Below are 26,726 nucleotides of genomic sequence, written 5' to 3'. Positions count from 1 at the left end.
TCACGGGCGGGTCTCGTAGCGCGCTTTCGGGGTCGGGTGGATGTTCTGGTTGAGGTGGAAAACGTTGTCCGGGTCACGGTCGGCCTTGATGCGGGCCAGCCGGTCGTAGTTGCCCCGGTAGCTGGCCCGGACACGTTCCTGTCCCTCGTCCATCATCATGTTCACGTAGGCGCCGCCCGCCGAGTACGGGTGCAGGGCCTCCTGGTAGTCGACGGCCCACCTCTTGACGAGTTCGGCGTTGGCGGGGTCCCCGTCGACGCCGGCGAAGACGGACGCCCAGCGTGCGTCGCGATACGCCCACGGGGTCTCGTCGTCGCCGACGTCGTGGGCGGCGCCGTCGATCGGGTAGAGGTGCATCGTGGACTGCGGGGTGGGGACCTCGGCGCCGAACTTGGCGTGGAGTTCCACGGCCTCGTCCGGGATCTCGTCGACGAAGTCGGCGCGCCAGTACCACTGGTCGCCGGGCGGGTAGAGCCCGTCGAACATGCCCTGCATGTCCGGGTGTTGCATCGGTCCGGCCGCGTGCAGCAAGGGTGCGGGCAGTGCGTCCAGCAGCGGGGCCATCTCGCGCGCGGCGGCCTCGGTGTCGCCGCCGGTCCAGCACCACACCACGCCCGCCGTCTTGCGCAGTCGGATCTCCTCGGGGAACGGCGGGGCGGGCGGCACGCTGCCGTGCAGGAAGAACGCGTTCAGTTCGCGGGGCGCGGTCGGCAGGAACTCCCGGTAGGCGGTGAGGACTTCGGCGCTGATCTCGACCGGCCAGAAGGTGGGTCCGGCGACGACCGTGCTGATCTCGTGCAGGCGGAACAGGAACGAGGTGACGACGCCGAAGTTGCCGCCGCCGCCCCGGACCGCCCAGAACAGGTCGGTGTTCTCGTCGGCGCTGGCCCGCACCCGGCTGCCGTCGGCAAGGACGAGGTCGGCCTCCAGCAGGTTGTCGATGGTCAGCCCGCACTTGCGGGTGAGGTGGCCGAGCCCGCCGCCGGTGGCGAGGCCGCCGACGCCGGTGGTGGAGATGATGCCGCTGGGCGTGGCGAGCCCGTGCGCGTTGGTCGCGCGGTCCACCTCGCCCCAGACACAACCGCCGCCGACCCGGACCGTACGGGCCTCGGGGTCCACGTGGATGTCCTTGAGCGGGGCGAGGTCGGCGACCACTCCCCCCTCGACGGTGCCGAGTCCGGCGCCGTGGTGGCCGCCGCCGCGCACCGCGAGGGGCAGGTCGTGGGCGCGGGCGAAGGCGATCACGCGGGCCACGGCGTCCACGTCGGCGCAGCGCGCGATGAGCGCGGGCCGCTTGTCGATCATCGCGTTGTAGACGGCGCGAGCCTCCGGATAGGTGGCGTCGTCGGGGCCGATCAACTCCCCGTTGAAGTCGGTCAGTTCACGGCGAGCGGCCTGTGCGGCCGGTGCGGGTGTGCTGGACATGGGGTCCCCGTTTCTTGGCACGCTGGATGACCCGCTCGTTGTATTTCGCCCGCGACTGTGCGGTCATCCGTGCGCGTCACCCACCTCGGCGCCCCCGGCTACCTAGGTTTCGCCGTACGGCGGCAGCCCCAGCTCCGCGGCACGCGCGGCCGCCTGCCGTCTGGTGGGCGCGTCGAGTTTCTCCAGGACGGCCCGGACGTGGTTGTCGACGGTACGGACGGACAGGACGAGGCGGTCGGCGATCTCCGGGTTGGTCAGACCGTCCACCAGCAGTCCTACGACCTGGAGTTGGCGGTCCGTGAGACCGGCCGGGTTGCCCCGGGTCGCCGCGTGCGGGCCGCGCGGGACGTGGCGGACGCCCAGGCTGCGCAGTTCGGCGCGGACCAGCCGGGCGAGGGGTTCGGCGCCGAGGGCGTCGAGTTGGGCGAGCGCGGTGAGTCTGTCGGCCGGGTCGGGGCTCTCGGCGAGCGCGGCGGCGTGTTCGTAGGGACAACCGGCCTGCTGCCAGAGGTCCGCGGCCCGCTTCCACTCCCCGGCCGCCTGGAGCGCGTACGGGTGGTCGCTGTCGTCGGCGGGCACCGCGTGCCCGACCTTGGTGAGCCAGTAGCCGAGTTCGGCCCGATAGGGCCCGTGGTCGAGCCGCCCGGCCTGCGCGTGGACCGGCGCCGCCGCCTCGGCCGCCGCCGCGTGATCGCCGCGCAGCCAGGCCGCCTCCGCCCGTACGGCGGCCACCGGTCCGGTGCGCTGCAACTCCCGGGTCCGTACGGCGATCTCCCAGGCCTGGTCGAGGAGTTCACCGGCGCCGGTCCTGCCGCGGCGGACCCGCACGCGGGCCAGGACGGTCAGCGCGGGACAGCGGGCCGGGACGAACTCGTGCATCCCGTACTCGGCGTGCCGCTCGGCCTCCTCCCAGTCGGCGGCGGCCAGTCGACGCATGGCCTGTTCGACGTGCAGGTAGTTGAGGAACCCCAAGTGCTCGGCACGGTCGGCGAGTTCCATGGCCGGGGGCAGGAAATGGTCGGCCTCGGCGTACTGGAGGTTGTCGAGGAGGGTCCAGATGATGTTGGCGTAGGACCGGCAGGCGTGTTCGACCTCGCCCGCGGCCAGTGCCACCGCGAGGCTCTCCTCCAACTGCCGTCGCCCGTCCGGGTCTCCGCTGCGCCAGCGGGTCGTGCCCACGTTGTTGAGGGCGTGCGCCAGGATCGCCGGGTCGTCCGCGCGGCAGGCCAGGGCGATGGCGCGTTCGCCGTGTGCGAGGGCTTCGGCGTACCGGTCGGCGAGCATGCGCAGTTGGGCGGTGTTGCTGTGCGCGAGGGCCAACAGACGGTCGTCTCCGGCGTGTTCGAGCACGGCGATGGCTTCTCGTGCCGCGTCCTGGGCCTCGTCCGCGTGGCCCGCCCACCAGTGGATGCGGGACAGCCAGCGCAGGTCGGCGCCGAGCGCGAGGGTGTCGCCGAGGGAGCGGCGCAGGGCCACGGCATCGCGCTGGGCGGCGACGGCCTCGACGGAGTCGGCGAGGGTGTAGCACTCCACGGCATAGCGTTCGAGCAGGTCGGCGAGTTCGGCGGGGGTGTAGCGGTGCCGCTGCCGCAGCACGAGCCGTAGATGGGCGGCGGCCTCGCGGTGGGCGCCCGCCTCGGTGGCGTCGCGGGCCGCGTCGGGGCCGTAGCGGGCGATGGCGTCCTGGTCTCCGGCCCGCGCCGCGTGGTGGACGACACGGGCCGGGTCGGAGCCGGGCCGGGCCACGAGCGCGGCGAGCACCCGCCGGTCGAGGTCGATACGGCGGGCCGTCGGCAGCGAGTCGGCGACGGCCCGGCGGATCAACTCGTGGCGGAACGCGACCCGTTCGGGGGCGACCGTGAGCAGTCCGCGCTGTTCGGCGGCGGCGAGCCCGGCCACGCCGTCCGCCAACAGCGTGTCGACGAGGGCGCGTTCGACGGCGGAGGGCACCACGGCGAGTTGTTCCAGCGCGTCGACGCTGCGGCCGTCGAGTCCGCGCAGCCGGGCGAGCACCGCGTCGACGACCGTCGGAGGTACGGTCCCGGTGCCACCGGCGGCGAGGATCTCGGTGACGAAGAAGGGGTTGCCCGAGGTCACCTCGTACACCTGGGCGGGGTCGAGCCTGCTGGCCGAACTGAGCGTGCGCACGGCCGACTTGGAGAGGCGGGCCAGCGGCAGCCGGTGCACGCGGTCCGCGCGGGAGACCTGCCCGAGGAGGTGGCGCAGCGGGTGCTCGCGGCTCAACTCGTCGTCCCGGTAGGTGAGGACGAGTACGGCGGGCAGCTGTGCCATCCGGCGGACCAGGAAGCGCAGTGCGTCCAGTGAGGCCTCGTCGGCCCAGTGGACGTCCTCCACGACGAGTACCGCCGGATGCGGTACACCGGACAGCTCTCCCAGCAGGGCCTCGTAGACGCGGTGGCGGTCGCCGCCCTCCATGACGGCCCTGGCGAGTTCGGCGCCGACGCTGCCGATCAGGTCGCGGAACGGGCCGAGGGGGCGCCGGGTGGCGAGGTCGTCGCACTGACCCAGGAGGATGCGGGTGTGCTGTGGCAGCCGCTCGGGCATGGCCCTGACCAGGCTCGACTTTCCGATGCCGGCCTCGCCGAGGACGAGCGCGACGGATCCGGCCCCGTCCGCCGCCTCACGCGCGGCCGTGGCCAGCCGTACCAGCTCCGGCTCGCGTTCCAGGATCCCCCGATCCACGGCGTCGATTCTGCCACTCAGGGGGAAATCCCGTACGGGTGTCACATTCCGGACCCGCCCGGCTCAGCGGGGAGTTCGCACGCTCCGCCGTCCCGGCGGGACGGGTCTGATCTGGTGCCTGCGGCGCGGTTTGGGGGCGTCGAGCATGCTGACGCCGTTGTACTTCCGGCCGTGCACGTAGAACGTGGGCGCGGCGACGAAGGTGACGGCGACGGCGATCACGCTGATCGGGAAGAGGAGCGGCAGCGACTGCCCCTCGGGGAGGGTCTTGCCGCCCTCGTGGACGGCGTAGGCGAAGGCGGCGAGGAAGACGACGGCGCAGACCACGCCGATGATCCGCAGGACGGCGGCGAAGGTGCGGGTGAAGGACTGGTCGCGGACCTCGGCCAGCAGGGAGGCCGAGCACTCGGTGCAGGTCAGCTCCACCGTCTGCTTGCCCGAAGCGGGCCGCTTCACCACGTAGTGGGCGGCGGACCAGGTGATCGTGCGCGTCCTCGGCGCGAGGAAGCCGCCCGCGACCTTGTCGCTGAGTATGTGCCGGACCGCGACCTCCGCGGTCCCCGCTGTGTTCATGGTTCCTCCGACACGCGCCCTGACGATCATCACGAAGCCCGCACAGTGTGACCTGTGGGAACCGGCCGCTCAATGGTCCTGGCGATTTCTTTTCCTTCGCCTACAACTTCTCAACTCAGGTACGACCTGCGGGACTTCTCCGGTCGCACCTCTTGACGGCTTTGGTGCAGACCTTTAGGTTCACCAGCCAACAGACCTCCCATGAATGCACTTTGCGCTCACATATGTGAACACCCGTGTTCACCTCTCACCGCCCTCCCGCCGGCGGCGTCCACCCCCCACCCCAGGACGAAAGGCCCCCTCGTCATGCAACGCCTCGCCCTGCGCTGCGCCCTCGCACTGTCCCTCGGCCTCACCGCCGTCGGCACCCTCGGAGCCCCCTCCGCCTCGGCCGCGACCGGCACCATCACCGGCCTGGCCGGCAAGTGTCTCGACGTGGCCGGTGCCAGCTCGGCCGACGGTACGGCCGTACAGACCTACGACTGCAACGGCACGGCCGCCCAGCAGTGGACGGTAGGTTCCGACGGGACCATCCGCGCCCTCGGCAAGTGCCTTGACATCACCGGCAATTCGACGGCCAACGGCGCCCAGCTCCAGCTGTGGACGTGCGCGGGCAGCGCCAACCAGCAGTGGACGGTCACGGCCGCGCACGACATCGTGAACCCGGCCGCGAACAAGTGCCTTGACGTCACCGGGAGTTCGACGGCGAACGGCACCCGTACCCAGATCTGGACCTGCTCCGGCGCCGCCAACCAGAAGTGGACCGCACCCGCCGCAGGCGGCACCACCCCGCCCACGACCGCGCCGATGGCCGTCGCGCCGTACCTCTACAACGGCTGGGGCAACCCGCCCAGCCCCACGACTGTCATGAACGCAACCGGCGTGAAGTGGTTCACGCTCGCGTTCGTCCTGAGCAACGGCTACTGCAACCCGCAGTGGGACGGCGGCCGGGCGCTGACCGGCGGGGTCGACCAGTCGACCATCAACACCGTGCGCGCCAACGGCGGTGACGTCGTCCCGTCCTTCGGCGGCTACAGCGGCAACAAGCTGGAGAGCTCCTGCTCCAGCGCGAGCGAACTGGCGGCGGCGTACCAAAAGGTCATCAGCGCCTACTCGTTGAAGGCCATCGACATCGACATCGAGGCCGACGCGTACAGCAACGGGACCGTGCAGCAGCGGACCGTGGACGCGCTGAAGACCGTCAAGGCCAACAACCCGGGCATCAAGGTGTACGTCACCATCGGCACCGGCCAGAGCGGTCCCGACACGAGCCTCATCAACCGGGCCGCCTCGTCCGGGCTGACCGTGGACGCCTGGACGATCATGCCGTTCGACTTCGGCGGCGCGGGCCAGAACATGGGCACGCTCACCCAGCGCGCGGCCGAGGGCCTCAAGACCGCGTTGAAGAACGCGTACGGCTACAGCGACGACGCGGCCTACCGGGACATGGGCATCTCGTCCATGAACGGCATCACCGACAACAGCGAGACCGTCACCACCGCCGACTTCCAGACCATCCTCGGCTACGCCCAGGCGCACCACCTGGCGCGGCTGACGTTCTGGTCGGCCAACCGTGACCGGCCCTGCCCCGGCGCCTACCCGAACGACGACACGTGCTCGGGCGTGAGCCAGAGCAACTGGCAGTTCACCAGCATCTTCGCCCAGTACACCGGCTGACGGCCGCCCCCTGCGACTTTCCTCCCCAACCCCCCATCACCACAGGAGAATTCGTGCTCAGACGGAAAAGACTGTCCGGCCGCCACGTGATACCGAGAGCGCTCACGGCGGTCGCGCTCGTGGCGACCACCGTGACCGGCATCGAGTTCGCCGCGCAGGGTTCGGCGAGCGCGGCGAGCACAGCTGCCGCCGCGATCCCGACCGGCTACACCACCGTGGTCAACAAGGGCAGCGCCAAGTGTGTCGACGCCCGCTCGGCCGCGAGTGCCGACGGCACCGCCGTCCAGCAGTACACGTGCAACGGAAGCACCGCGCAGAACTGGCAGTTGGTCGCCACCGACAGCGGCTACTACCGCGTCAACAGCAACCTGAACGGCGCCGAAGCCTGGGACGTCACCAACGTCTCGACCGCCGACTCCGCGCCCATCCAGCTGTGGACGTACTCCGGCGGCAACAACCAGCAGTGGCTGCCGGTCGTCGAGTCCGACGGCGCGTACCACTTCGTCAACCGCAACAGCGGCAAGTGCCTGGACGTGCCGAGCGCGTCGACCGCCGACAGCGTGCAGTTGGCGCAGTACACCTGCAACGGCACGGCCGCGCAGTCGTTCACGCTGAGCGGCGGCGGTACGACCAACCCGCCCGGCACCCCGGACTTCGGCCCCAACGTGACGGTGTTCGACCCGTCGATGTCGGCGTCCAGCATCCAGTCCAAGCTGGACTCGGTCTTCACCCAGCAGCAGACCAACCAGTTCGGCTCGGCCCGCCAGGCCCTGCTGTTCAAGCCGGGTACGTACAGCGCCAACGCCAACGTCGGCTTCTACACGCAGGTCGCGGGTCTCGGCTTCTCGCCGGACGACGTGACGATCAACGGCGCCGTGCACGCCGAAGCCGACTGGTTCCAGGGCAACGCGACGCAGAACTTCTGGCGCGACGCCGAGAACCTGTCGGTCAACCCGACCGGCGGCACTGACCGTTGGGCCGTCTCGCAGGCCGCGCCGTACCGCCGCATGCACGTGCGCGGCAACCTGGCGCTGGACGACGGCGGTTGGTCCAGCGGCGGCTTCATCTCCGACACCAAGGTCGACGGCCAGATCCAGTCCGGGACCCAGCAGCAGTTCCTCACCAGGAACTCCACGATGGGCAGTTGGTCCGGCTCCAACTGGAACATGGTCTTCGTCGGCGACCAGGGCGCACCCGCCCAGTCCTTCCCGACGTACACCAACGTCGCCAGCTCCCCGACGATCCGCGAGAAGCCCTTCCTCTACGTCGACAGCGCGGGCGCCTACCAGGTGTTCGTGCCCGGACTCCAGTCCAACGCCGTCGGCACGACGTGGAGCGGGAAGACCCCGGCGGGCAAGTCGCTGCCGATCGACCAGTTCTACATCGTGAAGCCCGGCGCCACCGCGGCCGACATGAACACCGCGCTGGCGGCCGGCAAGAACCTCCTCGTCACTCCCGGCGTCTACCACCTCAACCAGACGATCAACATCACCCGTCCCGACACGGTCGTGCTGGGCATGGGCCTGGCGACCTTCGTGCCGGACGGCGGGATCACCGCGATCTCCACGGCCGACGTGGACGGCATCGAGCTGGCGGGTCTGCTGGTCGACGCGGGCACCACCAACTCCGCGACGCTGGTGCAGATCGGCCTGTCCGGCTCGACCGCCTCGCACGCGGCCGACCCGACGCAGTTGTCCGATGTCTTCGTCCGCATCGGTGGCGCCACCATTGGCAAGGCCACCAACTCCGTGGTGATCAACAGCGCCAACACGATCGTCGACCACACCTGGATCTGGCGGGCCGACCACGGCAACAGCGGCACGGTCGGCTGGACCACCAACACGGCGGACACCGGACTGATCGTCAACGCCGCCAACGTGACCGCGTACGGCCTGTTCGTCGAGCACTTCCAGAAGACCCAGGTCGTCTGGAACGGCAACGGCGGCCGGACGTACTTCTTCCAGAACGAGATGCCCTACGACCCGCCAAACCAGGCCTCGTGGATGAACGGCACCGGCAAGGGCTACCCCGCCTACAAGGTCGCCGCCGGTGTAACCACCCATGAGGCGTGGGGACTTGGCAGCTACTGCTACTTCAGCTCCAACTCCGGCGTGGTCGCCGACCATGCCTTCGAGGTGCCGAGCGTGTCCGGGGTCAAGTTCCACGACATGGTGACCGTCTCGCTGGGCGGGGTCGGCACGATCAGCCACATCATCAACAGCACCGGCGGACCGTCCAACTCCAGTACCAACGTCGCCTACCTAACCAACTACCCGTAGCCCGAGACCGCACGGAAAGGATCGATCACTCCATGAACAGCATCAGATCCGGTTCCACCCGCGCGCTTCTGCGGGTCCTGCTCCTGCTGGCGACGCTGCTCGGACTCGCGTCCGTGCCGCCCGCCGCGCAGGCGAGCACGGCGGCGACCCCGTTCAAGATCCTCGCGCTCTACAGCGGGACCTACGACGCGGCGCACATCGACTTCGACAAGGAGGCGAACGTCTGGTTCCCGCAGCAGGCGGCGGCCAACGGCTACACCTACACGTCCAGCACCAACTGGGACCTGCTCGCCAACGGCGGGGTCAACGCGTACCAAGTCGTCCTGTTCCTCGACGACCTGCCGCAGACCGCCGCCCAACGCAGCGGATTCGAGGCGTACATGAGGGGTGGCGGCGGCTTCATGGGCTTCCACGTCTCCGCCTTCACCACGGACGCGGCGAGCTGGTCCTGGTACCACAACACGTTCCTCGGCTCAGGGAACTTCGTGTCCAACACCTGGGGTCCGACCTCGGTCACCCTGAAGGTGGAAAACCACTCGATCCCGCCCACCGCCGCCCTGCCGGCCACGTTCACCTCGTCGGTCAGCGAGTGGTACAGCTGGTCCAACGACCTTCGGCAGAACCCGGACATCAAGATCCTGGCGTCGATCGACCCGAGCAGCTTCCCGGTCGGCACCGACCCCAACCAGTCCTGGTACAGCGGGTATTACCCCATCATCTGGACCAACACGAAGTACAAGATGCTGTACGCGAACTTCGGCCACAACGCGATGAACTACACGACCAACACGCGCCTGTCGTCGACGTTCGCGAGCGCCACCCAGAACCAGTTCCTGCTGAACGGTCTCAAGTGGCTGGGCGGGGGCGACACTTCGACGCCGCCGACGGACACCCCGATCTCCGAGACGTCCTGGTACTCCGTGCAGAACGGCGGCAACGGCACGTGCGTGGACGCCCGTTCGGCGGCCACGGCCAACGGCACGGCGATCCAGCAGTACGCCTGCAACGGCACGACGGCGCAGCAGTACCAGTTCCGCTCCACCGACAGCGGGTACATGGAGATCACCGCGCGCGGCAATCCCGCGCAGGTCATCGACGTGGTCGACCGCTCGACGGCGGACAACGCGCCGTTGCAGCTGTGGGCCTACTCCGGTGGCACGAACCAGCAGTGGCAGCCGGTCAAGGAGACGAGCGGGCGCTACCACTTCGTCGCCCGGCACAGCGGCAAGTGTCTGACGGCCGCCAGCGCGGCGACCAACAGTGTCCAGCTCACTCAGCGGACCTGTGACGGCTCGACCGCGCAGTCCTTCACGCTCGCCGTGCAGTCCTGAGCCACCGCACGGCAGACCAAGGGCGCCTCCCACCGCACGGACGCGGTGGGAGGCGCCCTTGTTTTCACCGCTAACAGCACACTGTTGTCAGTGATACACATCGGTGTTATCGTCGATCACATGACCACGAGATCGCTGATTATCGAGGCGGCGGCGGAGCTGATCGCCCAGTCGCCGAGCGGCGATGTGTCGACGCGCGCGGTGTGCGAGGCGGCGGGTGTCCAACAGCCCGTGCTGTACCGCCTGTTCGACGACAAGGACGGGCTGCTCGCGGCGACGGTCGACCATGTGTGGGACCAGTACCTGGAGACCAAGCGCGCGGCCGAGAAGTCGGCGGACCCGCTGCGGGACCTGCTCGCCGGCTGGGACAGCCATGTGGCGTTCGCGCTGGCGCACCCCAACGCCTACAAGCTGATGTTCGCCCCCGCCCTGCGGGCCACGCCCGAGGCGGCGCAGGAGGCCCTGCGCATTCTCCGCGAGGTCCTGGACCGGCTCGCGGCGCAGGGCAGGATGCGGATCGCGCCCGGGATCGCCGCACAGATGGTGATGACGGCGACCACCGGCGTGGCACTGGGCCTGATCACGCGCCCCGAGCTCTATCCGGACCCGGACCTGTCGACGTCGGTCCGCGACGCGCTGGTCCAGGCGATCCTGCTGGACCCTCCCTCGAAGCCGACCGTCCACGACGCCCGCGCGGCGGCGGCCACCACCCTGCTCTCCTCACTCGACGACCTCACCCCACACCCCTTCACCCCCGCGGAGTCGGCCCTGCTGGGCCAGTGGCTCACGCAGATCCCCCGCTCCGGGAAGGACACCCACCATGCCTGACACCGAGACCACCACCACCCGCGTCGCCCTGGTCACCGGCGGTTCCGGCGGCATCGGCCGCGCGGTCGCCGAGCGGCTGGCCCGGGACGGCATCGCGGTCGGCGTGCACTACGCCGGCAACAAGGCGAAGGCCGACGAGACGGTCGCCGCGATCGTCGCGGCCGGCGGCCGGGCCATCCCGGTCGGCGGTGACGTCGCCGACGAGGACGCGATGTCCGCCGCGTTCGACGCGGTCGAGGCGGAGTTCGGCGGCATCGACGTGGTCGTGAACACCGCCGGGATCATGACCCTGTCCCCCATCGCCACCATGGACCTGGACGACCTCGACCGCATGCACCGCACCAACATCCGCGGCACGTTCGTGGTCTCCCAGCAGGCGGCCCGGCGAGTCCGCGCGGGCGGCGCGATCGTCAACTTCTCCACCACCGTCACCCGCACCAAGTTCCCGACCTACGGCGGCTACGTGGCGAGCAAGGCCGCGGTCGAGGCCATGACCCTGGTCCTGGCGCGCGAGTTGCGCGGCAAGGACATCACCGTCAACGCCGTGGCCCCCGGTCCCACCGCGACCTCCCTCTTCCTCGACGGCAAGGACGAGACCACGATCTCGAACCTGGCCAAGGCCGCCCCGCTGGAGCGCCTGGGCACCCCGGAGGACATCGCCGAGTCCGTCGCGTTCCTGGCCGGCCCGGCCCGCTGGGTCAATGGTCAAGTACTGTTCGCCAACGGCGGGTTGGCGTGACGGGGAGAAGAATCCAGAGATGACCTACGTGCTACAGGCGGTGATCGCCGGGGACGACCTGCTCCGCGTCGCCGCGCGGAAGGTGCCGGGCGCCCGAGTGGCCTCTCTCGGCCAGGGTCTCTCCCTGCTGCCGATGACGAACGAGGTCATCGACGCCGTCTCGGACGGCGGCACCGCCCGGTCCCTGGGGTTCTGGCGGCTGCCGGCCGGCTTCGAGAAGGTGCTCGCCGAGTGGTCCGCCGTAGGACCGGTCGCCTATGTGGAGGCCGAGTACTTCGGTGGGGCCGGCGAGCAACGGGTCGTCGTCTGGGCGGATGGGGCACTTGCGCTGGGGCCGTTGGACGATCGGCCGACGGGGATCAGTCCGATCTCGCAGGCCCTGCGCCGGCTGGGCGCCACGAGCGGTCCGGGCCAGGACGAGTTCACGGCCGTGGGCCTGGACCGCCATCGGCACCACGACGGCTGGATCTCCCCCACCCCGTAACTACCCCACGGCGTCCGCCACTTCCCGCCGGAACGACTCCCCGTCCCCGAACAACTCCTCGGACACGGCCCGTACGGCGTTCACGACCAGCGGAGCCACCAACTCCAGCGGTGCGCGCCCGTCGCCGACGACCGAGATCGCGCCGACCGGGCCGTCCGGCCCGCGCAGGGCGAGGCCGACGCAGCCGAGGTCGGGGAAGCACTCGCCCCGGTCGATCGCGAGGCCGTTGCGTCGGCGTACGGTGCTCAACTCCCGGTGGAGGAGGTCGAGTCGGCCGATGCTGTGGGAGGTGCGGCACTCCATCGACTGCTGGTAGCGGGCGTCGATCTCCTCCGGGCTGAGCCAGGCGAGCATCGCCTTGCCGAGCCCGGTGCAGTGGGCGACCGCCCGCCCGCCGACCCGTGAGGGGATGTCGACCGCGGCCCGGCCGCCGACCTTGTCGAGGTAGTAGATCTCGGGGCCGTCGAGCACCGCGAGATGGACGACCATCTTCGTCCGGACGGCCAGGTCGAGGAGTTGGGGCGCGGCCGCCGCGCGCAGTGTGCTGTGTCCGATCTCCCGTCCGCCGAGACCGAGCGCGCGCGGCCCCAGCGCGTACCCGGCGACCGTGTGGTGCAGCCAGTCCAGGCGCACCAGTTGGTCGAGGATCCGGTGGGTGGTCGAGCGCGGCAACTGGGTCCGCCGGGAGACCACTTCGAGGGTGAGGTGTGTCTGGGGCCGCTCGAAGAGGTCCATGATCAACGTCACGCGCTCCATCATCGACGGTGGCAGCGCATGCCGGTCGGCCTCGTATCGCGGCTCCAGTCGAAGGGCAGACGTCATCGTCAATGCCTCTCTGCTCAAACTGAAATCAATTCTAGTTCGGCGCCTTCGTCAACGTATCAACGGCGTCCGACGCGGGCCAAGAGGCGTGCACGAGTTTATTGGTACGCCCGGTCTAATCAACGCGCAAAGAGCCGCTCCCCGGTGCGTGGTCCGGGGAGCGGCTCTGCGGAGACGTGCGGTCAGCAACCGCGCGTGAGGTCCAGCGCGATGTCCACGATCATGTCCTCCTGGCCGCCGACCAGTCCGCGCCTGCCGACCTCCTGGAGGATGGTCCGCGCGTCGAGGCCGTACTGTCCGGCCGCGGTCTCGGCGTGCCGCAGGAAGCTGGAGTAGGCGCCCGCGTAGCCGAGGGTCAGGGTCTCCCGGTCGACGCGCACCGGCCGGTCCTGGAGCGGGCGGACCAGATCGTCGGCGGCGTCCTGGAGGGCGAACAGGTCGCAACCGTGCTTCCAGCCAAGGAGGTTGGCGACGGCGACGAACGGTTCGATCGGGCAGTTCCCGGCTCCCGCGCCCTGTCCGGCGAGGGACGCGTCGACGCGGGTCACGCCCTCCTCCACCGCCGTGACGGAGTTGGCGACCGACAGGGAGAGGTTCTCGTGCGCGTGGATGCCGATCTGGGTGTCGGGGTCGAGGACGTCGCGGTAGGCGCGGATGCGGTCGCGGACGCCGTCCATGGTCAGTCGGCCGCCGGAGTCGGTGACGTACACGCAGTGCGCGCCGTAGGACTCCATCAGCCGTGCCTGGCGGGCGAGTTCGGCCGGGTCAGTCATATGGGCCATCATCAGGAAGCCCGAGACGTCCATGCCGAGTTCGCGGGCGGTGGCGATGTGCTGCGCGGCCACGTCGGCCTCGGTGCAGTGGGTGGCGATCCGGACCGAGCGGACGCCGAGGGAGTACGCCTGCTTGAGTTCGGCGATGGTGCCGATGCCGGGCAGCAGCAGGGACGTCAGCGTCGCCCGGTGGATGGCACCGGCCGCGGCCTCGATCCATTCCCAGTCGGTGTTGCTGCCGGGGCCGTAGTTGAGGCTGCCGCCGGAGATGCCGTCGCCGTGGGCGACCTCGATGGCGTCCACGCCCGCCTGGTCCAGGGCCGCGCTGATCGCGGCCACCTTCTCGGGCGTGATCCGGTGCCGGATGGCGTGCATGCCGTCCCGGAGGGTGACGTCCTGCACATAGAGCCTGGGGGTCACTGGGTCACCTCGGTGGAGAAGCGCTGGGCGATGCGCTCGGCGACCCGCAGGGCGGCCGAGGTCATGATGTCGAGATTGCCGGCGTAGGCGGGCAAGTAGTGGGCGGCGCCCTCGACTTCGAGGAAGACGGACACCTTGGTGGTGACCTCGGAGGCGTCGCCGGTGAAGAGCGTGTGGACCGGGTCCCCGGCCGGGATCGGGGTGAACTGCACCTGCTGCTTGAGCCGGTAGCCGGGCACGTACTCGGCGACCGCGTCCACCATGCCCTCGACGGAGGCCCGGACCTGCTCGTGGTCCGCGTCGCCGATCAGGCAGTACACGGTGTCCCGCATGATCAGCGGCGGCTCGGCCGGATTCAGCACGATGATCGCCTTGCCGCGCTGGGCGCCGCCCACCTTCTCGATCGCGGCGGAGGTGGTCTCGGTGAACTCGTCGATGTTGGCGCGGGTTCCGGGTCCGGCCGACTTCGAGGCGATCGAGGCGACGATCTCGGCGTAGGGCACCGGCGTGATCCGGCTGACCGCGTACACGATCGGGATGGTGGCCTGGCCGCCGCAGGTGACGAGGTTGAGGTTGTCGACATCGTTGGCGAGGTGCTCGTCGAGGTTGACCGGCGGCACGACGTACGGGCCGATGGCCGCGGGAGTGAGGTCGACGAGCCGTTTGCCGTACGGGGCGAGACGCTTGGCGTTCTCGACGTGTGCCTTCGCGGACGTGGCGTCGAAGACGATCTCGATGTCGTCGAAGCCGTCCATCCGGATCAGCCCGTCCACGCCCTCGTGGGTGGTGGGCACCTTCAGGCGCGCGGCGCGGGCGAGGCCGTCCGAGTCCGGGTCGATGCCCACCATCGCGGCCATCTCCAGGGTGTCGGACAGCCGTAGCACCTTGATCATCAAGTCGGTCCCGATGTTGCCGGAACCGATGACGGCCACCTTGGTCTTCGTCATCCTTGGTCCTTGGGTGAGAACGTCGCGGACACCGTTCCGAGGCCCGTCAACTCGGCCCGTACGGTGGTTCCTGGCGGGGTGGGGACGAGTGGGCCCAGCGCTCCGGAGAGCACGACCTGGCCGGCCCGCAGCGGATCGCCGAACTCCCGTGCGGTACGCGCCAGCCACAGCAGCGCGGCGAGCGGGTCGCCGAGACAGGCCGCGCCGTCGCCCTCGGACGCGAGCTTCCCGTCGGCGTACAGCCGCATCGTCACGTCCCGGGGTTCGAACGCCTTCAACTCGACCTGTTCCCGGCCGAGTACGAACAGTCCGCTGGACGCGTTGTCGGCGACGGTGTCGGTGATCGCGATGTCCCAGTCGGCGACCCGGCTGTCCACGATCTCCAGCGCGGCGACGCCGTACGCGACGGCGGACCGGACCCGCTCGATGTCGAGCTCGTCGTCGTCGAGGTCGGCGGCGAGGACGAACGCGATCTCCGCCTCGACCCTGGGCTGAAGCAGCCGTTCGCTCGGCACGGCCGGCAGCGCGCTGACGTCCATGTCGGCGAGGAGCACCCCGAAGTCGGGCCGGTCGACGCCGACTTGGCGCTGCACCGACTCGGAGGTCAGTCCGATCTTGCGGCCGACGACGCGTGCTCCGGCCGCGATCCGGTCGGCGACGACGCGCTGTTGGACGGCGTAGGCGAGGCTGATGTCGGTGGCGCCGAGCAAGTCCCGTACGGGGGCGCACGGTTGACGGTCACGGGCCGCGCGTGTCAGTCGTACGACCGCCTCGGCCACCGCCGCCGCACGGTCCGCCACGGCCCTCGGTTCCCAAACGTCTGTCATTCGCATCCTCAACTCGTGATGGTCTCCAGCCTGGGCATCCGTGCCCGTTCACGGGCCCGCGCGTTCCGCTCACCGGGACTCGATCCGGGTGTGGACAAATGGTCTCGCTGAGCGAGATGTCCGGTCGGAGCCGGGGAGTCGGCTCTATACCGTCGCCCGCACGGTGCTTGAGGTTGTGGCGTTGAGCCGCGCTCGGCCGTCGAGAACGTCAGCACACCTGAGGAGGTCATCTTGGCCAGCAACGAGGACGTCTACGACGTGATCGTGGTCGGGTCGGGCGGAGGTCTGGTCGGTGCCTATGTCGCCGCCTCGCGCGGACTGCGCACCCTCGTCATCGAGAAGACCGACCGGGTCGGCGGAACCACCGCCTACTCCGGTTCCGGTCTGTGGTACCCCGGGTCCGCGCCCATGCGGCGGGCCGGGCTCGACGAAAGCGTCGAGGACGCGCGGACGTATCTGCGCGACTCCGTCGACGACGAGTCGCGCGAGCCGCTCCAGGAGGCCTATCTGCGGGCCGGCGTCCAGCTGATCGACGAGCTGGAGCAGAACCCGTGGTTCCAGTCGTTCGAGCACCTGCCGGTGCCCGACTACTATCCGTCGGTCGCCGGCTCGTCCCCCACGGGGCACACCGTCTTCCCGCCGAAGGTCACCGTCGCCGAACTCGGCGAGCATGCCAAGCTGCTCCGCCCCTGCCTGCCCACCCAGCGCTGGGGACAGGACGAGGGCCCGGTCCTCAGCGGGGGCCGCGCGCTGATCGGCCGGACGCTGGCGGCCTTCCTGGAGACGGGCCACGGCACGCTCCGCCTCGACACGGCGTTGGAGAGCCTGGTCGTCGAGGACGGCCGGGTCGTGGGCGTGGAGGCGGTGAGCGACGGCGAGCGGGTCACGTTCCGCGCCACGGGCGGGGTGATCCTCGCGGCCGGCGGTTTCGAGCGCAACCGCGAGCTGCGCGAGAAGTACCAGCCGGTTCCGGAGCGCGGCAGCGAGTGGAGTCACGGCGCCCCGGGCAACACGGGCGACGCGCTCCAGGCCGGCATCGCGGTCGGCGCCGCCACCGACCTGCTCGACGCGGCCTGGTTCACCCCCGGGCTCGTCTGGCCGGACGGACTGCCACTCTTCCACACCGGCACCCGTGGCGGCATCTGGGTCAACGCGGCCGGTGAGCGCTTCGTCAACGAGACCCGCCCCTACGACCAGGCGGGCCGCGAGCTGGTCCGCCTGCACGCCACTTCGGGTGTCTCGCACATCCCCGCCCACTGGATCATCGACCAGCGCCAGCTCGACCGGGACAGCTTCGGCGGCCCGTACGACGAGCCGGTCCGGCCCGAGTGGTTCGAGTCGGGCGCGCTCAAGAAGGCCGACACACTTGAGGAGTTGGCGCAGCTGATCGACGTACCGCTGGACGCCCTGCGCGCGACGATCGAGGAGTTCAACGGCTACGCGCACACCGGGGTCGACGAGAAGTTCCACCGCGGCGAGACACCCTGGGACCAGATGGCCCAGTACGTCCTGGGCTTCCCTGCCCTGCCCGTGCTCAACTACCCGGCGCCGCCGCCCACGAACGAGTGGCCCAACCCGGTGCTGCCCCCGCTCGACACCCCGCCGTACTACGTGGCGACCATCGTCCCCGCCGACATCGGCACCAAGGGCGGCCTGAAGATCGACACACACGCGCGGGTGCTGCGCCCGGACGGCGGCCCGATCGAGGGGCTCTACGCGGCCGGCAACACCGCCGCCGCGATGACGGGCCATGTGTACCCGGGTGCGGGAACTCCCATCGGTTCGAGTCTCGCGTTCTCGTATCTGGCCGTGCTCGACATCGCGGGCACCGAGGACTGACACCACTGACACCACGTCAAGTGCCCGGAACACCAAGGGTGTTCCGGGCACTGTCATGAGGTTTCTACGGCGTGAGGAGCAGCCGGGCGGCCAGGCGCATGTTGGTCTCCGCCTCCTCGGCGGACAGTTCCTCGGTGAGCACGGCCACGAACAGGCCCCACCAGCTGTAGATGAGCATGCGGGCCCTGCTGCGGTCGGTGGCCGAGGCCTCGCGGACACCGCCGCCGAGCAGGCGCAGGATGGCCTGGCCCAGGGGGCTGTCCACGAGGTCCGCGCGCGCCGGGACGACGCTCGTGTACTCGGTGAACGACGAGAGGGCCACCGCCGAGGCGAGCAGCGGGCTGTCCAGCAGCTTCACGCTGAGCGTGACGAGGAGTTCCGCGATCTCGGCGGCGGGGTCCGTGCCCTCGGCGGCGACGGACGTGTTCCCGTGGCCGCCGACGAACTGCTCGATGTGCCACTCCAGGACCGCCATGAACAGATACGGCTTGGACGGGAAGTAGCGGTACAGGGTCGCGATGGCGACGCCGGCCTCCTTGGCCACGTCGTGCATCTGGACGCTGGCCAGTCCCTCGCGGGCGCCGAGTTCGGAGGCGGCGCGGAGGATGCGGACCCGGCGGGCGGCCTGGCCGCTCGACATCGGGGCCGCCGGTTGCCGTCCCTCAGCGGGTCTCGCCACGTCGTCCCCCCGGTCGTTGGGTGCTCCCGCCGACGCTCAGGACGCCTCGGGGCGGGTCAGGAAGGCCAGGACAGCGCTCTCCCAGGCCTCCTTCTGCTCGATCATGGCCCAGTGGCCGCAGTCGGGCAGCACATGCAGTTCCGCTTTGGGAATCGTACGCATCGGGATCAGCGCGCTCTCCAGCGGTGTGACCCGGTCGTCACGGCCCCAGGTCAGCAGCGTGGGCACGGTGATCTTGTGCAGCGCGGCCCAGATGGGCTGGTCGGAGTGGGCCTGCGCGGCCTGCATGGCGGCCATGGCCTGCCGGCCGTAGATCCGCCGGGAGGCCTCCAGGGTCGCGGGCTCGGTGGCGCTCGCCCAGCGCTCCTCGATGAGTTCCTCGGTGAGGAGGGACGGGTCGTGGACCATCGCCCGCAGCCACTGGAGCAGGTTCTCGCGGGTCGGGTTCTCGGCGAACTCGACCAGCAGGTTGAGGCCTTCGCTGGGGCCGGGCGAGAGGATGTTGCGGCCGACGCCGCCGATGGTGACGACCCTGCGGAACAGGTCCTTGTGGGCGACGGCGAGTCCGGCGGCGACGAAGCCGCCCATGGAGTTGCCGATGACGTCGACGCGTTCGAGGCCGAGGCCGTCGAGGAAACGCAGCACGGCTTTCGGGGCCGCCATCATCGGGTTCTCGTCGGTGGGGTCGCTGACTCCGAATCCGGGGAATTCCAGGGCGAGGCAGCGGAAGTGCTTCGCGAACAGGGGGAGGTTTCCCCGGTAGTTGCGCCAGCCGGTCACGCCCGGACCGGAACCGTGCAGCAGGAGCAGGGGCGGCCCGTCGCCCGCCTCGTGGTAGCGCAACGTGCCCTCGTCGGTGTGCAGTTCGCGCAGGGTGTCCTCAGCGGTGAGTGTCATGGCGGTGCGTGGCCTCCGGTCGCGGGGTGACAGGCGACAGTCACCGTGCCACCGCGCCCCGGCCGGGTGTCGTACTCCTCCCGATCAGTGGGACGTGCACGGCTCCTGGTCCGCCCGCCTCATTAGCGTCGGAACCGCAAGGACTTGACGACGGTGATGGGAGAACCCTGATGGGTGTGCGCTCACTCGGGTATGTCCGGCTGGAATCCAGTGACATCGACAAATGGAAGGTGTTCGGGGCGGATTTCCTCGGCCTGATGCCAGTTGAGGGCGGCGACCCGGAATCCCTCTACTACCGGATGGACGACTATCCGGCCCGCATCGTGGTCTCCCCCGGTTCACAGAGCGGGATGACCGCCCTCGGCTTCGAGGTCATCGACGAGCGGGAGTTGGCCCGACTGGTCGCCGACGTCGAGAAGACCGGCATCACGGTGACCGCCGGCACCGAGGAAGAGGCGGCTGAGCGCAAGGTCACCGGCTTCGTGAAGTTCAACGACCCGGGCGGCAACCCGGTCGAGCTGTTCTACGGCGCGATCCTCGACCACGTTCCGGTGCAGACCCCCCTGGTCTCGGGGTTCCTGACCGGTGACATGGGCTTCGGGCACGCCATCCTCTCCGCCGAGGACGCGCGCGGGACCTTCGACTTCTACGTCAACGTCCTCGGCTTCATCGAGCGCAACACGATGCGCTCGCCGGGCGGTACGACCTGGTTCATGGGCTGCAACCCCCGCCACCACACCCTGGGCGTCACCCCGGCGCCGGGTCCCGGGCGGCTGCTGCACTTCATGGTCGAGGGCAAGACCCTGGACGACGTGGGGCGGGCCCTCGACCGGGCCGCGAAGCTGAACGTCCCGATGATGCACTCGCTGGGCAAGCACACCAACGACCGCATGGTGTCGTTCTATGTGTGGTCGCCGGAGAACTACGCCGTCGAGTTCGGCTGGGACGGCCTCAAGGTGCCGGAGCCGGTTCCCGTCTACGAGATCACCGACGGCGCGTTCTGGGGCCACCACTTCACCCCGCCGCCGCAGCCCGCCGGCTGACCCGAACCTGCACGACGAGAGCCCCACGGTCCGCGACCGTGGGGCTCCTGCGTGTCAGCGCTCGACGGTGACGGCCCGCTCCGGGCAGGCCGACTCCCCGTCCCTGGCCGCCTGTTCGAGTTCCGGCGGCACCTCGCCGTCGTAGGGCAGCGCATAGCCGTCGTCGTCGAGCCGGAACACCTCCGGCGCCGCCGCCGCGCACCTCGCGTGCCCGGAGCACAGCGAGGAGTCGATCGTGATCTTCATGCACAACTCCGTTCTACGGCTTGTTCGTCGAGCCCGCGTCGACGGTGAACTGAAGGCCGGTGACATAGCGCGACTCGTCCGAGGCGAGGAACAGGACCGCGTTCGACACGTCACGCGGTTCGACGTACGGGGCAAGGGGGTTCATCGCGACGAGCGCGAACAGCGGTTCCCGCGCGGCGAGTTCCTCGATCGGCATGCCGACGGTGATGCCGGTGTCGCTGACGCCGGTGGGGTGCACGGTGTTCACCCGGATGCGGTGCGGGGCGAGTTCGTTGGACAGCGCCTTCATCAGGCCGACCACACCGTGCTTGCTGGCCGTGTAGTGGGCGTACGGCACATGGCCGCGGATGCCGGCCGCTGAGCTGGTGATGACGACGGAGCCGCCCTGCCCGGCCTCGATCATCCTGGGGACCGTGGCCCGCACCGTGTTCCAGGGCCCCTTGAGGTTGACGTCCATGGTGACGTCCCAGGCCTCCTCCGACAGCTCCCAGGCGGCGCCGATACTCATCACGCCCGCGTTCGCCACCACCGTGTCGAGCCGTCCGAACTCCTCCCACGCCGCGTCGGCGGCGGCCCGCAACTCCACCACCGAGCGCACGTCGGCCTGCATCGCGATACAGCGGCGGCCGGTCGCCCGCACCAACTCCGCAGTCTCCTCCAGCTGTTCCTTCACCGCCAGCGAGTAGGGCAGCTCGTCGCTGATGTCGTGACACACGTCGGTCACGACGACATCGGCTCCCTCCTCCGCCAGCCGCACGGCGTGGGACCGCCCCTGCCCCCGGGCGGCCCCCGTGATGAGCACCGCCTTGCCTTCCATCCGACCCACGCCAACTCCCCTTCTTTCAGCGGACATTCAGATCCTCGGCGGCCTCGCGCAGGGCGCGCAGCCGGGTGTCGAGGAGTTCACGCTCGGCCTCGTCGTCCGCGCCGAGTTCGGCGAGACGGCCGACGGTGAGGCCGATCTCCTCCTGGAGGCGGCCGTACGCCTCGTCGCGGGTCAGCAGGTCGAGATCGGTCCAGTCGGAGCGTTCGGACTCCGGGCGCCTGCTCATGCCGGGAGGTTGTAGAGGCGGCGGGTGTTCAGCTCCACGATCTTGTGCACCTCGTCGTCCGGCACGTCCGCGAGGACCTCGGCCGCGTAGGCGCGACTCTTGGGCCAGTACGAGTCGGAGTGCGGGTAGTCGCACTCCCAGGTGATCTTGTCGACGCCGATGTGGTGGCGTACCTCCACACCGAACCGGTCGTCGATGAAGCAGCCGTGGAAGTGCTTGTGGAACAGGTCGGAGGGCCGCACGGTCTGGTTGACGTTCTGGTAGAAGCGGTGCCGCTCCCAGGTGCCGTCGGCGCGCTCCAGCAGATACGGGATCCAGCCGATCCCGCCCTCGGACAGACCGATCTTCAGCCGCGGGTGGTTGTGGAGGACCGGGGAGAACAGCAAGTCGGCGGCCGCGTACATCGAGTTGGTGGCGAACAGGGTGATCGTCACCGCGAAGGGTGCCTCCGGGGCGGTCTTGGGTGCCGCGCCCGAGGTGCCGAAGTGCAGGCACAGCGGCATGTCGGTCTCCTCGGCCGCCGTGAACACCGGGTCCCAGTGGTCGGTGTGGAACGACGGCAGGCCCAGTGGCACCGGGTTCTCCGGGAACGAGATCGCCTTGGCGCCCTTGGCCGCGGTCCGCCGGATCTCGGCCGCGCAGGCGTCGACGTCCCACAGCGGCAGGATGACCAGCGGGATGAGCCGGCCGGGGGCGGTGGCGCACCACTCGTCGATCACGAAGTCGTTCCACGCCTGCACGCAGAGCAGGGCGAGTTGGCGGTCCTGGCCGTCCAGGAAGATCGTGCCGGCGAAGCGCGGGAACGACGGGAAGCACAGTGCGCCCCACACGCCGTCCAGGTCCATGTCGCGCAGGCGGGCCTTCGGGTCGTAGCAGCCCGGGATCATCTCGTCGTAGCGGGTCGGTTCGAGGCCGAACTCCTCGGGCGATTTGCCGGCTACGGCGTTCAGGCCGATGTAGGGGTAGATGCGCCCCTCGTAGTTCCATACCTCGGCCGGGGCCTGGCCCTCTCCGCGGGCCTGTTCCACGATCCGCGGCCCGGCGTCGCGGTACTTCGCCGGCAGACGGTCCGTCCACAGGCGCGGCGGCTCGATCAGGTGGTCGTCGGTCGACAGCAACTTCATCCACGGCTGCAATGGCATCGATGTGCTCCCTCGAATCTCATGGACTCTCTAGCACCGGCCGAATTGTGTGCACTGTTCAGGTCCCACTGAACGGAAACCGGCCAGCAGTCAGCGGACTTGATACCGATCATGGACCACGAACAGCACCATCGGACAGTATTCAGGCTACTCTTTTATCTCCGGCGGAAGGAGCCCCAGGATGGGCCGAGTACAGGACAAGGTCGTGTTCATCACCGGGGCGGCGCGCGGGCAGGGCCGCGCCCACGCGCTCCGGCTCGCTACGGAGGGCGCCGACATCATCGCCGTCGACCTGTGCGAGGACATCGCGACCAACGCGTACGCGCTGGCCACCCAGGACGACCTGGACGAGACCGTGCGCCAGGTCGAGAAGCTCGGGCGACGGATCGTCGCGCGCAAGGCGGACGTACGGGATCCGGCGGCGCTGAAGGCGGCCGTGGCGGAAGGCGTCGCCGAACTCGGGCGGCTGGACGCCGTGGTGGCGCAGGCCGGTATCGCCCCGCTCGGCCCCAAGCAGGGCGTGCAGGCCTTCATCGACGCGGTCACCGTCGACTTCAACGGCGTCGTGCACGCCGTCGAGGCCGCGCTGCCGCATCTGCCGGACGGCGCCTCGATCGTGGCGACCGGGTCCATCGCGGCGCTGACCCCGGCGACCGTCGACAGCCCGACCAACGGGCCCGGCGGCCTCGGCTACTCCTTCGCCAAGCGCCAAGTGGCCGCGTTCGTCCACGACTTGGCGACGGTGCTGCTGTCCCGGCGGATCCGGGTCAACGGCCTGCACCCGACCAACGTCAACACGGACATGCTCAACAGCGACATCATGTACCGCTCGTTCCGGCCCGACCTGGAGAACCCGACGCGCGAGGACGCCCTGGTGTCCTTCCCCGCGACGACCGGGATGGACATTCCCTACATCGAGCCGGAGGACGTCTCCGACATGGTCCTCTTCCTGGTCTCCGACGAGTCCCGCTACGTCACCGGCATGCAGATGCGGGTGGACGCCGGCGGCTATGTCCGCAAGCGTCCTCAACTCCCCGCGTTCTGACGGTGTTTGCTATGAGGTGAGATCCAGGACCACCTTGCCGGTGGTCCTGCGCTCGGCGACATCGGTGAGAGCGGCGGCGACATCGGCGAGCGGGTGGACGCGGGAGACCAGCGGGCGCATGCCGTCCCGGACCATCGCGGCCAGTGCGCGGTCGGCCGCGGCCACCGCGTCCGGGGCGTACTGCCGCACCGTGCGGATCTCGAAGCCCCGCACGACCAGGTCCTTGAGCAGCACCAGGTTCAGCGGGATGCGCGGGATCTTCCCGTCGGCGTACCCGACCGTGACGAACCGGCCGCCCCGGCGCAGCGCGCGCAGGGCGGCCTCCGCGTGGTCGCCGCCCACCGGGTCGATCACGAGGTGGGCGCCCTCGCCGCCGGTCAACTCCCTTGTGCGCAGCTTGAGATCCTCGTGCACGTAGTCGACGCCTGCCTCGGCCCCGAGCTTGCGGGCGACCGTCAGCCGTTCCTGGCTCGACGCGGCGGCGACCACCCGCATACCGAGGCGCGTCGCGATGTCGACCGTCGCCGAACCGACCCCGCCGGCCGCGCCGAGCACCGCCACCCACTCCCCCGCGGTGCCCTGTCCAACCGTGACGAGGGAGTGGTAGGCGGTGGCGTACGTGACGTGGAACGCGGCGGCGTGCACCATGTCGAGGCCCTCGGGCACCTGGCGCAGGCTCGCGACGGGCACGACGACCTGTTCGGCGAAGGCGCCGGTGAGCACCGCTCCGGCGACGGGTGAGCCGACGGTCGGGCCGGTCACGCCCGGCCCCAACTCCGTGACCACACCGGCGAATTCACTGCCCGGTGTGAAGGGCAGCGGCGCGGGCACTTGGTAGCGGTCGGCCACGAGCAGCACGTCGGGGAAGTTCACCGCCGCCGCGTGGACGCGGACCACTACCTCGCCCGGTCCGGGCCTGAGGTCGTCCAGCTCGACGACCGAGAGGCCACCGGGCGGCCCGTACTCCGTGCAGCGTGCGGCTTTCATCGAGTCCTCTCCACTGTCGGCATCGCCGGGTCACGGGGCAGGCCGAGTACCTGCTCGGCGATCGTGTTGCGCTGGATCTCGGCGGTGCCCGCGCCGATCGACGAGGCCCGGGTGCGCAGGAACCCCCATACCCAGCGCCCGCGTTGGACCGCGTGCGGGTCGCGCCGGTCGAGTATGCCGTACGGCCCGAGCAGGTCGAGCGCGAACTCGTGCAGCTCCTGCTCGAAGGTCACGATGGACAGCCGTGCCGTCGAAGAGGCGGGCCCCGGTTCGCCCTTGGCCATGATGTCGGCGATGGTCCGCATGCCGGTGAGCCGCATGACGCGTACCCGTATCTCGAAGTCGGCGAGCCGGTCGCGGACGATCGGGTCGGCCGTGGCCCCGCGCTCGTGGGCGAGTTCGATCAACTCGTCCAACACCCGTCGGTACAGGGCCGCTTGGTTCATCGCCCCGGCCGCTCGCTCGTGCCCGAGGCTCGTGCGCACCAGCGGCCAGCCGCCGTTCTCCTCGCCGATGCGGTCGGCGACCGGGACGCGGACGTCGTCGAAGAAGATCTCGCAGAAGTGCGCGTCGCCGGTCAGGTCGCGCAGCGGCCGTACGGTCACTCCCGGGGCGTGGGCGTCGATCAGGAGGTAACTGATGCCGTCCTGGCGGGAGTCGGGCGGACCGGTGCGGACGAGGGTGAAGAAGATGTCGGCGATGTCGGCCGAACTGTTCCACACCTTCTGCCCGTTGACGACGTACTCCGCGCCCTCGCGCCGTGCCGTGGTGCGCAGCGCGGGGAGGTCCGAGCCCGCCTCCGGTTCGGAGTAGCCCTGGGCCCACACCAGGTCGCCGCGCAGCATGGGGCGCAGATGGCGCTCCTTCTGCTCGGGCGTGCCGTACTTGATGAGCGTGGGGGCGGCGATGCCCAGTCCGGTGCCGAGGGGGCCGGGGACGCGGGCGCGCGCGTACTCCTCCTGGTAGCTGACCTGGCGCGCGAAGGACAGGTCCATGCCGCCGTATTCGCGGGGCCAACTCGGGCCCGCGTAACCGGCGTCGAAGAGCGTGGCGAGCCACTTCTTCTGCCAGGCGACGCGCTCGACGGGGTCCTTGGGGCGGCGCCCGGGGTGCTGCTCCGTGAGGAAGGCCCGCAGGCGGGCGCGGAATCGGTCGTCGGACTCGCCAGTCCCGTCCGCTGTCATCGCGGGGCCATGCGGATGGCGCCGTCGAGGCGGACGGTCTGGCCGTTGAGGTACGGGTTCTCCAGCATCTCCACGGCGAGGCGGGCGAAGTCGTCCGGGTCGCCGAGGCGCTTGGGGTGCGGCACGGAGGCGGCGAGGCCGTCGCGGATGTCGGCGCGGAGGCGGCCGAGCATCGGGGTGTCCATGATGCCGGGGGCGATGGTGTTCACGCGGATCTGCCAGCTGGCCAGGTCGCGGGCGGCGACGAGGGTGATGCCGTGGACTCCGGCCTTGGCCGCGGTGTAGGAGGTCTGCCCGATCTGGCCGTCGAAGGCGGCGACCGACGCGGTGAGTACTACGGCGCCCCGGTCGCCGTCGACGACCTCGTTGCAGGCGAGGCGGGCGGCGGAGAGGCGCAGGACGTTGTAGGTGCCGATCAGGTTGACGCGTATGACCTCGGCGAAGGTGTCGAGTTCGCCGGGGTTGCGGTCGCGGTCGATGATCCGGGTGCGGTCGCCGCCGCGGCCCGCGCAGTGCACGACGAAGCGCAGGGTGCCGAGTTGCTCCGCCGCGTCGAGGGCGGCGGTGACCTCGGTCGGGTCGGTGACGTCGGTGCGGACGAAGCGTGCGGCCTCGCCGAGGTCGGCGACCGCCTTGACGCCCTGTTCCTCGGAGATGTCGGCGAGGACGACGCGTCCGCCGCGTTCGATGATGCGGCGCGCGGTGGCCAGGCCGAGCCCGGAGGCGCCGCCGGTGACGAGTGCCGCTGAACCGTCGATGTTCACACCCAACTCCTCATGGTCTT

Annotated in this window: 25 protein-coding genes; 9 read left to right on the top strand and 16 right to left on the bottom strand. The window is 70.2% G+C overall.

Translation table 11 applies throughout. The annotated features are described in order from the left end of the window. The 3 genes from ACWIHT_RS36320 to ACWIHT_RS36310 all read right to left on the bottom strand — a co-directional run bounded on the left by ACWIHT_RS36320 (position 1) and on the right by ACWIHT_RS36310 (position 4,701). Entirely contained in the window at positions 1–1,425 is a 1,425-nt protein-coding gene (locus ACWIHT_RS36320; RefSeq protein WP_456172622.1) for an FAD-binding oxidoreductase, read from the bottom strand. Positions 1,426–1,527: 102 nt separating this feature from the next. Then, positions 1,528–4,128 (bottom strand): ATP-binding protein, encoded by a 2,601-nt coding sequence (locus tag ACWIHT_RS36315; protein WP_456172621.1) that lies wholly within the window; start codon positions 4,126–4,128, stop codon positions 1,528–1,530. A 63-nt stretch (positions 4,129–4,191) separates the two neighbouring features. Continuing rightward, entirely contained in the window at positions 4,192–4,701 is a 510-nt protein-coding gene (locus ACWIHT_RS36310; protein WP_456172619.1) for a hypothetical protein, read from the bottom strand. Between the two features lie 306 nt (positions 4,702–5,007). On the opposite strand from ACWIHT_RS36310, the gene ACWIHT_RS36305 reads away from it, so the two are divergent. The 6 genes from ACWIHT_RS36305 (at position 5,008) to ACWIHT_RS36280 (ending at position 12,039) form a co-directional block, all read left to right on the top strand. Then, positions 5,008–6,378 carry a ricin-type beta-trefoil lectin domain protein gene (locus tag ACWIHT_RS36305; RefSeq protein ID WP_456172618.1) on the top strand — a complete coding sequence of 457 codons (1,371 nt, stop codon included), beginning with the start codon at positions 5,008–5,010 and terminating at the stop codon, positions 6,376–6,378. Positions 6,379–6,431: 53 nt separating this feature from the next. Then, a complete protein-coding gene (locus ACWIHT_RS36300) occupies positions 6,432–8,657 on the top strand; it encodes an RICIN domain-containing protein (RefSeq protein ID WP_456172617.1) in 2,226 nt (741 codons plus the stop codon). Between the two features lie 32 nt (positions 8,658–8,689). Beyond that, complete coding sequence (locus ACWIHT_RS36295; RefSeq protein WP_456172616.1) at positions 8,690–9,988, top strand: ThuA domain-containing protein; 1,299 nt, start codon at positions 8,690–8,692, stop codon at positions 9,986–9,988. A 120-nt stretch (positions 9,989–10,108) separates the two neighbouring features. Further along, complete coding sequence (locus ACWIHT_RS36290; protein WP_456172615.1) at positions 10,109–10,816, top strand: TetR/AcrR family transcriptional regulator; 708 nt, start codon at positions 10,109–10,111, stop codon at positions 10,814–10,816. After that, complete coding sequence (locus ACWIHT_RS36285; protein ID WP_456172614.1) at positions 10,809–11,555, top strand: SDR family oxidoreductase; 747 nt, start codon at positions 10,809–10,811, stop codon at positions 11,553–11,555. Before ACWIHT_RS36290 ends, ACWIHT_RS36285 begins: the two co-directional genes overlap by 8 nt. 19 nt (positions 11,556–11,574) lie before the next feature. Continuing rightward, positions 11,575–12,039, top strand: a complete 465-nt coding sequence (locus ACWIHT_RS36280; RefSeq protein ID WP_456172612.1) for a hypothetical protein — start codon at positions 11,575–11,577, stop codon at positions 12,037–12,039. Here ACWIHT_RS36280 and ACWIHT_RS36275 read toward each other — a convergent pair whose 3' ends face one another. From ACWIHT_RS36275 to ACWIHT_RS36260, 4 genes are all read right to left on the bottom strand, one after another. Continuing rightward, positions 12,040–12,861, bottom strand: coding sequence for an IclR family transcriptional regulator (locus ACWIHT_RS36275; protein WP_456172610.1), 822 nt, complete (start codon positions 12,859–12,861; stop codon positions 12,040–12,042). It abuts the gene before it with no gap. 182 nt (positions 12,862–13,043) lie between these two features. Further along, positions 13,044–14,054, bottom strand: coding sequence for a 4-hydroxy-2-oxovalerate aldolase (dmpG, locus tag ACWIHT_RS36270; protein ID WP_456172609.1), 1,011 nt, complete (start codon positions 14,052–14,054; stop codon positions 13,044–13,046). Then, on the bottom strand, positions 14,051–15,001 hold the full coding sequence (locus tag ACWIHT_RS36265) for an acetaldehyde dehydrogenase (acetylating) (RefSeq protein ID WP_456172607.1): 951 nt from the start codon (positions 14,999–15,001) through the stop codon (positions 14,051–14,053). The genes dmpG and ACWIHT_RS36265 overlap by 4 nt, the downstream gene beginning before the upstream one ends. Beyond that, on the bottom strand, positions 14,998–15,828 hold the full coding sequence (locus tag ACWIHT_RS36260) for a 2-keto-4-pentenoate hydratase (RefSeq protein ID WP_456172606.1): 831 nt from the start codon (positions 15,826–15,828) through the stop codon (positions 14,998–15,000). Before ACWIHT_RS36260 ends, ACWIHT_RS36265 begins: the two co-directional genes overlap by 4 nt. A gap of 231 nt (positions 15,829–16,059) precedes the next feature. Here ACWIHT_RS36260 and ACWIHT_RS36255 point away from each other — a divergent pair, with 231 nt between their 5' ends. Continuing rightward, positions 16,060–17,667: an FAD-dependent oxidoreductase gene (locus ACWIHT_RS36255; protein WP_456172604.1), complete on the top strand. Its 1,608-nt coding sequence runs from the start codon at positions 16,060–16,062 to the stop codon at positions 17,665–17,667. Between the two features lie 64 nt (positions 17,668–17,731). Here ACWIHT_RS36255 and ACWIHT_RS36250 read toward each other — a convergent pair whose 3' ends face one another. Then, entirely contained in the window at positions 17,732–18,346 is a 615-nt protein-coding gene (locus tag ACWIHT_RS36250; RefSeq protein ID WP_456172603.1) for a TetR/AcrR family transcriptional regulator, read from the bottom strand. Positions 18,347–18,382: 36 nt separating this feature from the next. Beyond that, a complete protein-coding gene (locus ACWIHT_RS36245) occupies positions 18,383–19,243 on the bottom strand; it encodes an alpha/beta fold hydrolase (protein ID WP_456172602.1) in 861 nt (286 codons plus the stop codon). 170 nt (positions 19,244–19,413) lie between these two features. On the opposite strand from ACWIHT_RS36245, the gene ACWIHT_RS36240 reads away from it, so the two are divergent. Next, complete coding sequence (locus ACWIHT_RS36240) at positions 19,414–20,286, top strand: VOC family protein (RefSeq protein WP_456172600.1); 873 nt, start codon at positions 19,414–19,416, stop codon at positions 20,284–20,286. 54 nt (positions 20,287–20,340) lie between these two features. On the opposite strand, the gene ACWIHT_RS36235 is transcribed toward ACWIHT_RS36240, so the two are convergent. The 4 genes from ACWIHT_RS36235 to ACWIHT_RS36220 are packed head-to-tail and all read right to left on the bottom strand — an operon-like array spanning position 20,341 to position 22,726. Then, a complete protein-coding gene (locus ACWIHT_RS36235) occupies positions 20,341–20,532 on the bottom strand; it encodes a ferredoxin (RefSeq protein WP_405866859.1) in 192 nt (63 codons plus the stop codon). Positions 20,533–20,545: 13 nt separating this feature from the next. After that, entirely contained in the window at positions 20,546–21,358 is an 813-nt protein-coding gene (locus tag ACWIHT_RS36230; protein WP_456172599.1) for a mycofactocin-coupled SDR family oxidoreductase, read from the bottom strand. Positions 21,359–21,374: 16 nt separating this feature from the next. Then, positions 21,375–21,584 (bottom strand): hypothetical protein, encoded by a 210-nt coding sequence (locus ACWIHT_RS36225; RefSeq protein WP_456172598.1) that lies wholly within the window; start codon positions 21,582–21,584, stop codon positions 21,375–21,377. Further along, complete coding sequence (locus ACWIHT_RS36220) at positions 21,581–22,726, bottom strand: amidohydrolase family protein (protein WP_456172597.1); 1,146 nt, start codon at positions 22,724–22,726, stop codon at positions 21,581–21,583. The genes ACWIHT_RS36225 and ACWIHT_RS36220 overlap by 4 nt, the downstream gene beginning before the upstream one ends. Before the next feature lie 181 nt (positions 22,727–22,907). Between ACWIHT_RS36220 and ACWIHT_RS36215 the strand changes: the two genes are divergently transcribed. After that, the gene (locus tag ACWIHT_RS36215; protein ID WP_456172596.1) at positions 22,908–23,771 is read left to right on the top strand and encodes a mycofactocin-coupled SDR family oxidoreductase; all 864 of its coding nucleotides are present in this window, start codon (positions 22,908–22,910) and stop codon (positions 23,769–23,771) included. A 9-nt stretch (positions 23,772–23,780) separates the two neighbouring features. Here ACWIHT_RS36215 and ACWIHT_RS36210 read toward each other — a convergent pair whose 3' ends face one another. The 3 genes from ACWIHT_RS36210 to ACWIHT_RS36200 are packed head-to-tail and all read right to left on the bottom strand — an operon-like array spanning position 23,781 to position 26,706. Further along, complete coding sequence (locus tag ACWIHT_RS36210) at positions 23,781–24,758, bottom strand: NADPH:quinone oxidoreductase family protein (RefSeq protein WP_456172595.1); 978 nt, start codon at positions 24,756–24,758, stop codon at positions 23,781–23,783. Continuing rightward, positions 24,755–25,942 (bottom strand): acyl-CoA dehydrogenase family protein, encoded by a 1,188-nt coding sequence (locus tag ACWIHT_RS36205; RefSeq protein ID WP_456172594.1) that lies wholly within the window; start codon positions 25,940–25,942, stop codon positions 24,755–24,757. The genes ACWIHT_RS36210 and ACWIHT_RS36205 overlap by 4 nt, the downstream gene beginning before the upstream one ends. Beyond that, positions 25,939–26,706: an SDR family NAD(P)-dependent oxidoreductase gene (locus ACWIHT_RS36200; protein WP_456172592.1), complete on the bottom strand. Its 768-nt coding sequence runs from the start codon at positions 26,704–26,706 to the stop codon at positions 25,939–25,941. Before ACWIHT_RS36200 ends, ACWIHT_RS36205 begins: the two co-directional genes overlap by 4 nt. Between the last annotated feature and the right edge of the window lie 20 nt (positions 26,707–26,726).

The organism is Streptomyces sp. NPDC002276 (assembly GCF_053891435.1).
Note: the sequence above shows the minus strand (reverse complement) of the source record. Positions and strands in the feature narration are given on the sequence as shown.

Bases quoted from the DNA above. Each gene is read 5' to 3' on its own strand.
- ACWIHT_RS36320 (WP_456172622.1), bottom strand. From the start codon at position 1,425: ATGTCCAGCACACCCGCACCGGCCGCACAGGCCGCTCGCCGTGAACTG.
- ACWIHT_RS36310 (WP_456172619.1), bottom strand. From the start codon at position 4,701: ATGAACACAGCGGGGACCGCGGAGGTCGCGGTCCGGCACATACTCAGC.
- ACWIHT_RS36305 (WP_456172618.1), top strand. From the start codon at position 5,008: ATGCAACGCCTCGCCCTGCGCTGCGCCCTCGCACTGTCCCTCGGCCTC.
- ACWIHT_RS36295 (WP_456172616.1), top strand. From the start codon at position 8,690: ATGAACAGCATCAGATCCGGTTCCACCCGCGCGCTTCTGCGGGTCCTG.
- ACWIHT_RS36290 (WP_456172615.1), top strand. From the start codon at position 10,109: ATGACCACGAGATCGCTGATTATCGAGGCGGCGGCGGAGCTGATCGCC.
- ACWIHT_RS36285 (WP_456172614.1), top strand. From the start codon at position 10,809: ATGCCTGACACCGAGACCACCACCACCCGCGTCGCCCTGGTCACCGGC.
- ACWIHT_RS36280 (WP_456172612.1), top strand. From the start codon at position 11,575: ATGACCTACGTGCTACAGGCGGTGATCGCCGGGGACGACCTGCTCCGC.
- ACWIHT_RS36275 (WP_456172610.1), bottom strand. From the start codon at position 12,861: ATGACGTCTGCCCTTCGACTGGAGCCGCGATACGAGGCCGACCGGCAT.
- ACWIHT_RS36265 (WP_456172607.1), bottom strand. From the start codon at position 15,001: ATGACGAAGACCAAGGTGGCCGTCATCGGTTCCGGCAACATCGGGACC.
- ACWIHT_RS36260 (WP_456172606.1), bottom strand. From the start codon at position 15,828: ATGACAGACGTTTGGGAACCGAGGGCCGTGGCGGACCGTGCGGCGGCG.
- ACWIHT_RS36245 (WP_456172602.1), bottom strand. From the start codon at position 19,243: ATGACACTCACCGCTGAGGACACCCTGCGCGAACTGCACACCGACGAG.
- ACWIHT_RS36240 (WP_456172600.1), top strand. From the start codon at position 19,414: ATGGGTGTGCGCTCACTCGGGTATGTCCGGCTGGAATCCAGTGACATC.
- ACWIHT_RS36235 (WP_405866859.1), bottom strand. From the start codon at position 20,532: ATGAAGATCACGATCGACTCCTCGCTGTGCTCCGGGCACGCGAGGTGC.
- ACWIHT_RS36225 (WP_456172598.1), bottom strand. From the start codon at position 21,584: ATGAGCAGGCGCCCGGAGTCCGAACGCTCCGACTGGACCGATCTCGAC.
- ACWIHT_RS36220 (WP_456172597.1), bottom strand. From the start codon at position 22,726: ATGCCATTGCAGCCGTGGATGAAGTTGCTGTCGACCGACGACCACCTG.
- ACWIHT_RS36215 (WP_456172596.1), top strand. From the start codon at position 22,908: ATGGGCCGAGTACAGGACAAGGTCGTGTTCATCACCGGGGCGGCGCGC.
- ACWIHT_RS36210 (WP_456172595.1), bottom strand. From the start codon at position 24,758: ATGAAAGCCGCACGCTGCACGGAGTACGGGCCGCCCGGTGGCCTCTCG.
- ACWIHT_RS36205 (WP_456172594.1), bottom strand. From the start codon at position 25,942: ATGACAGCGGACGGGACTGGCGAGTCCGACGACCGATTCCGCGCCCGC.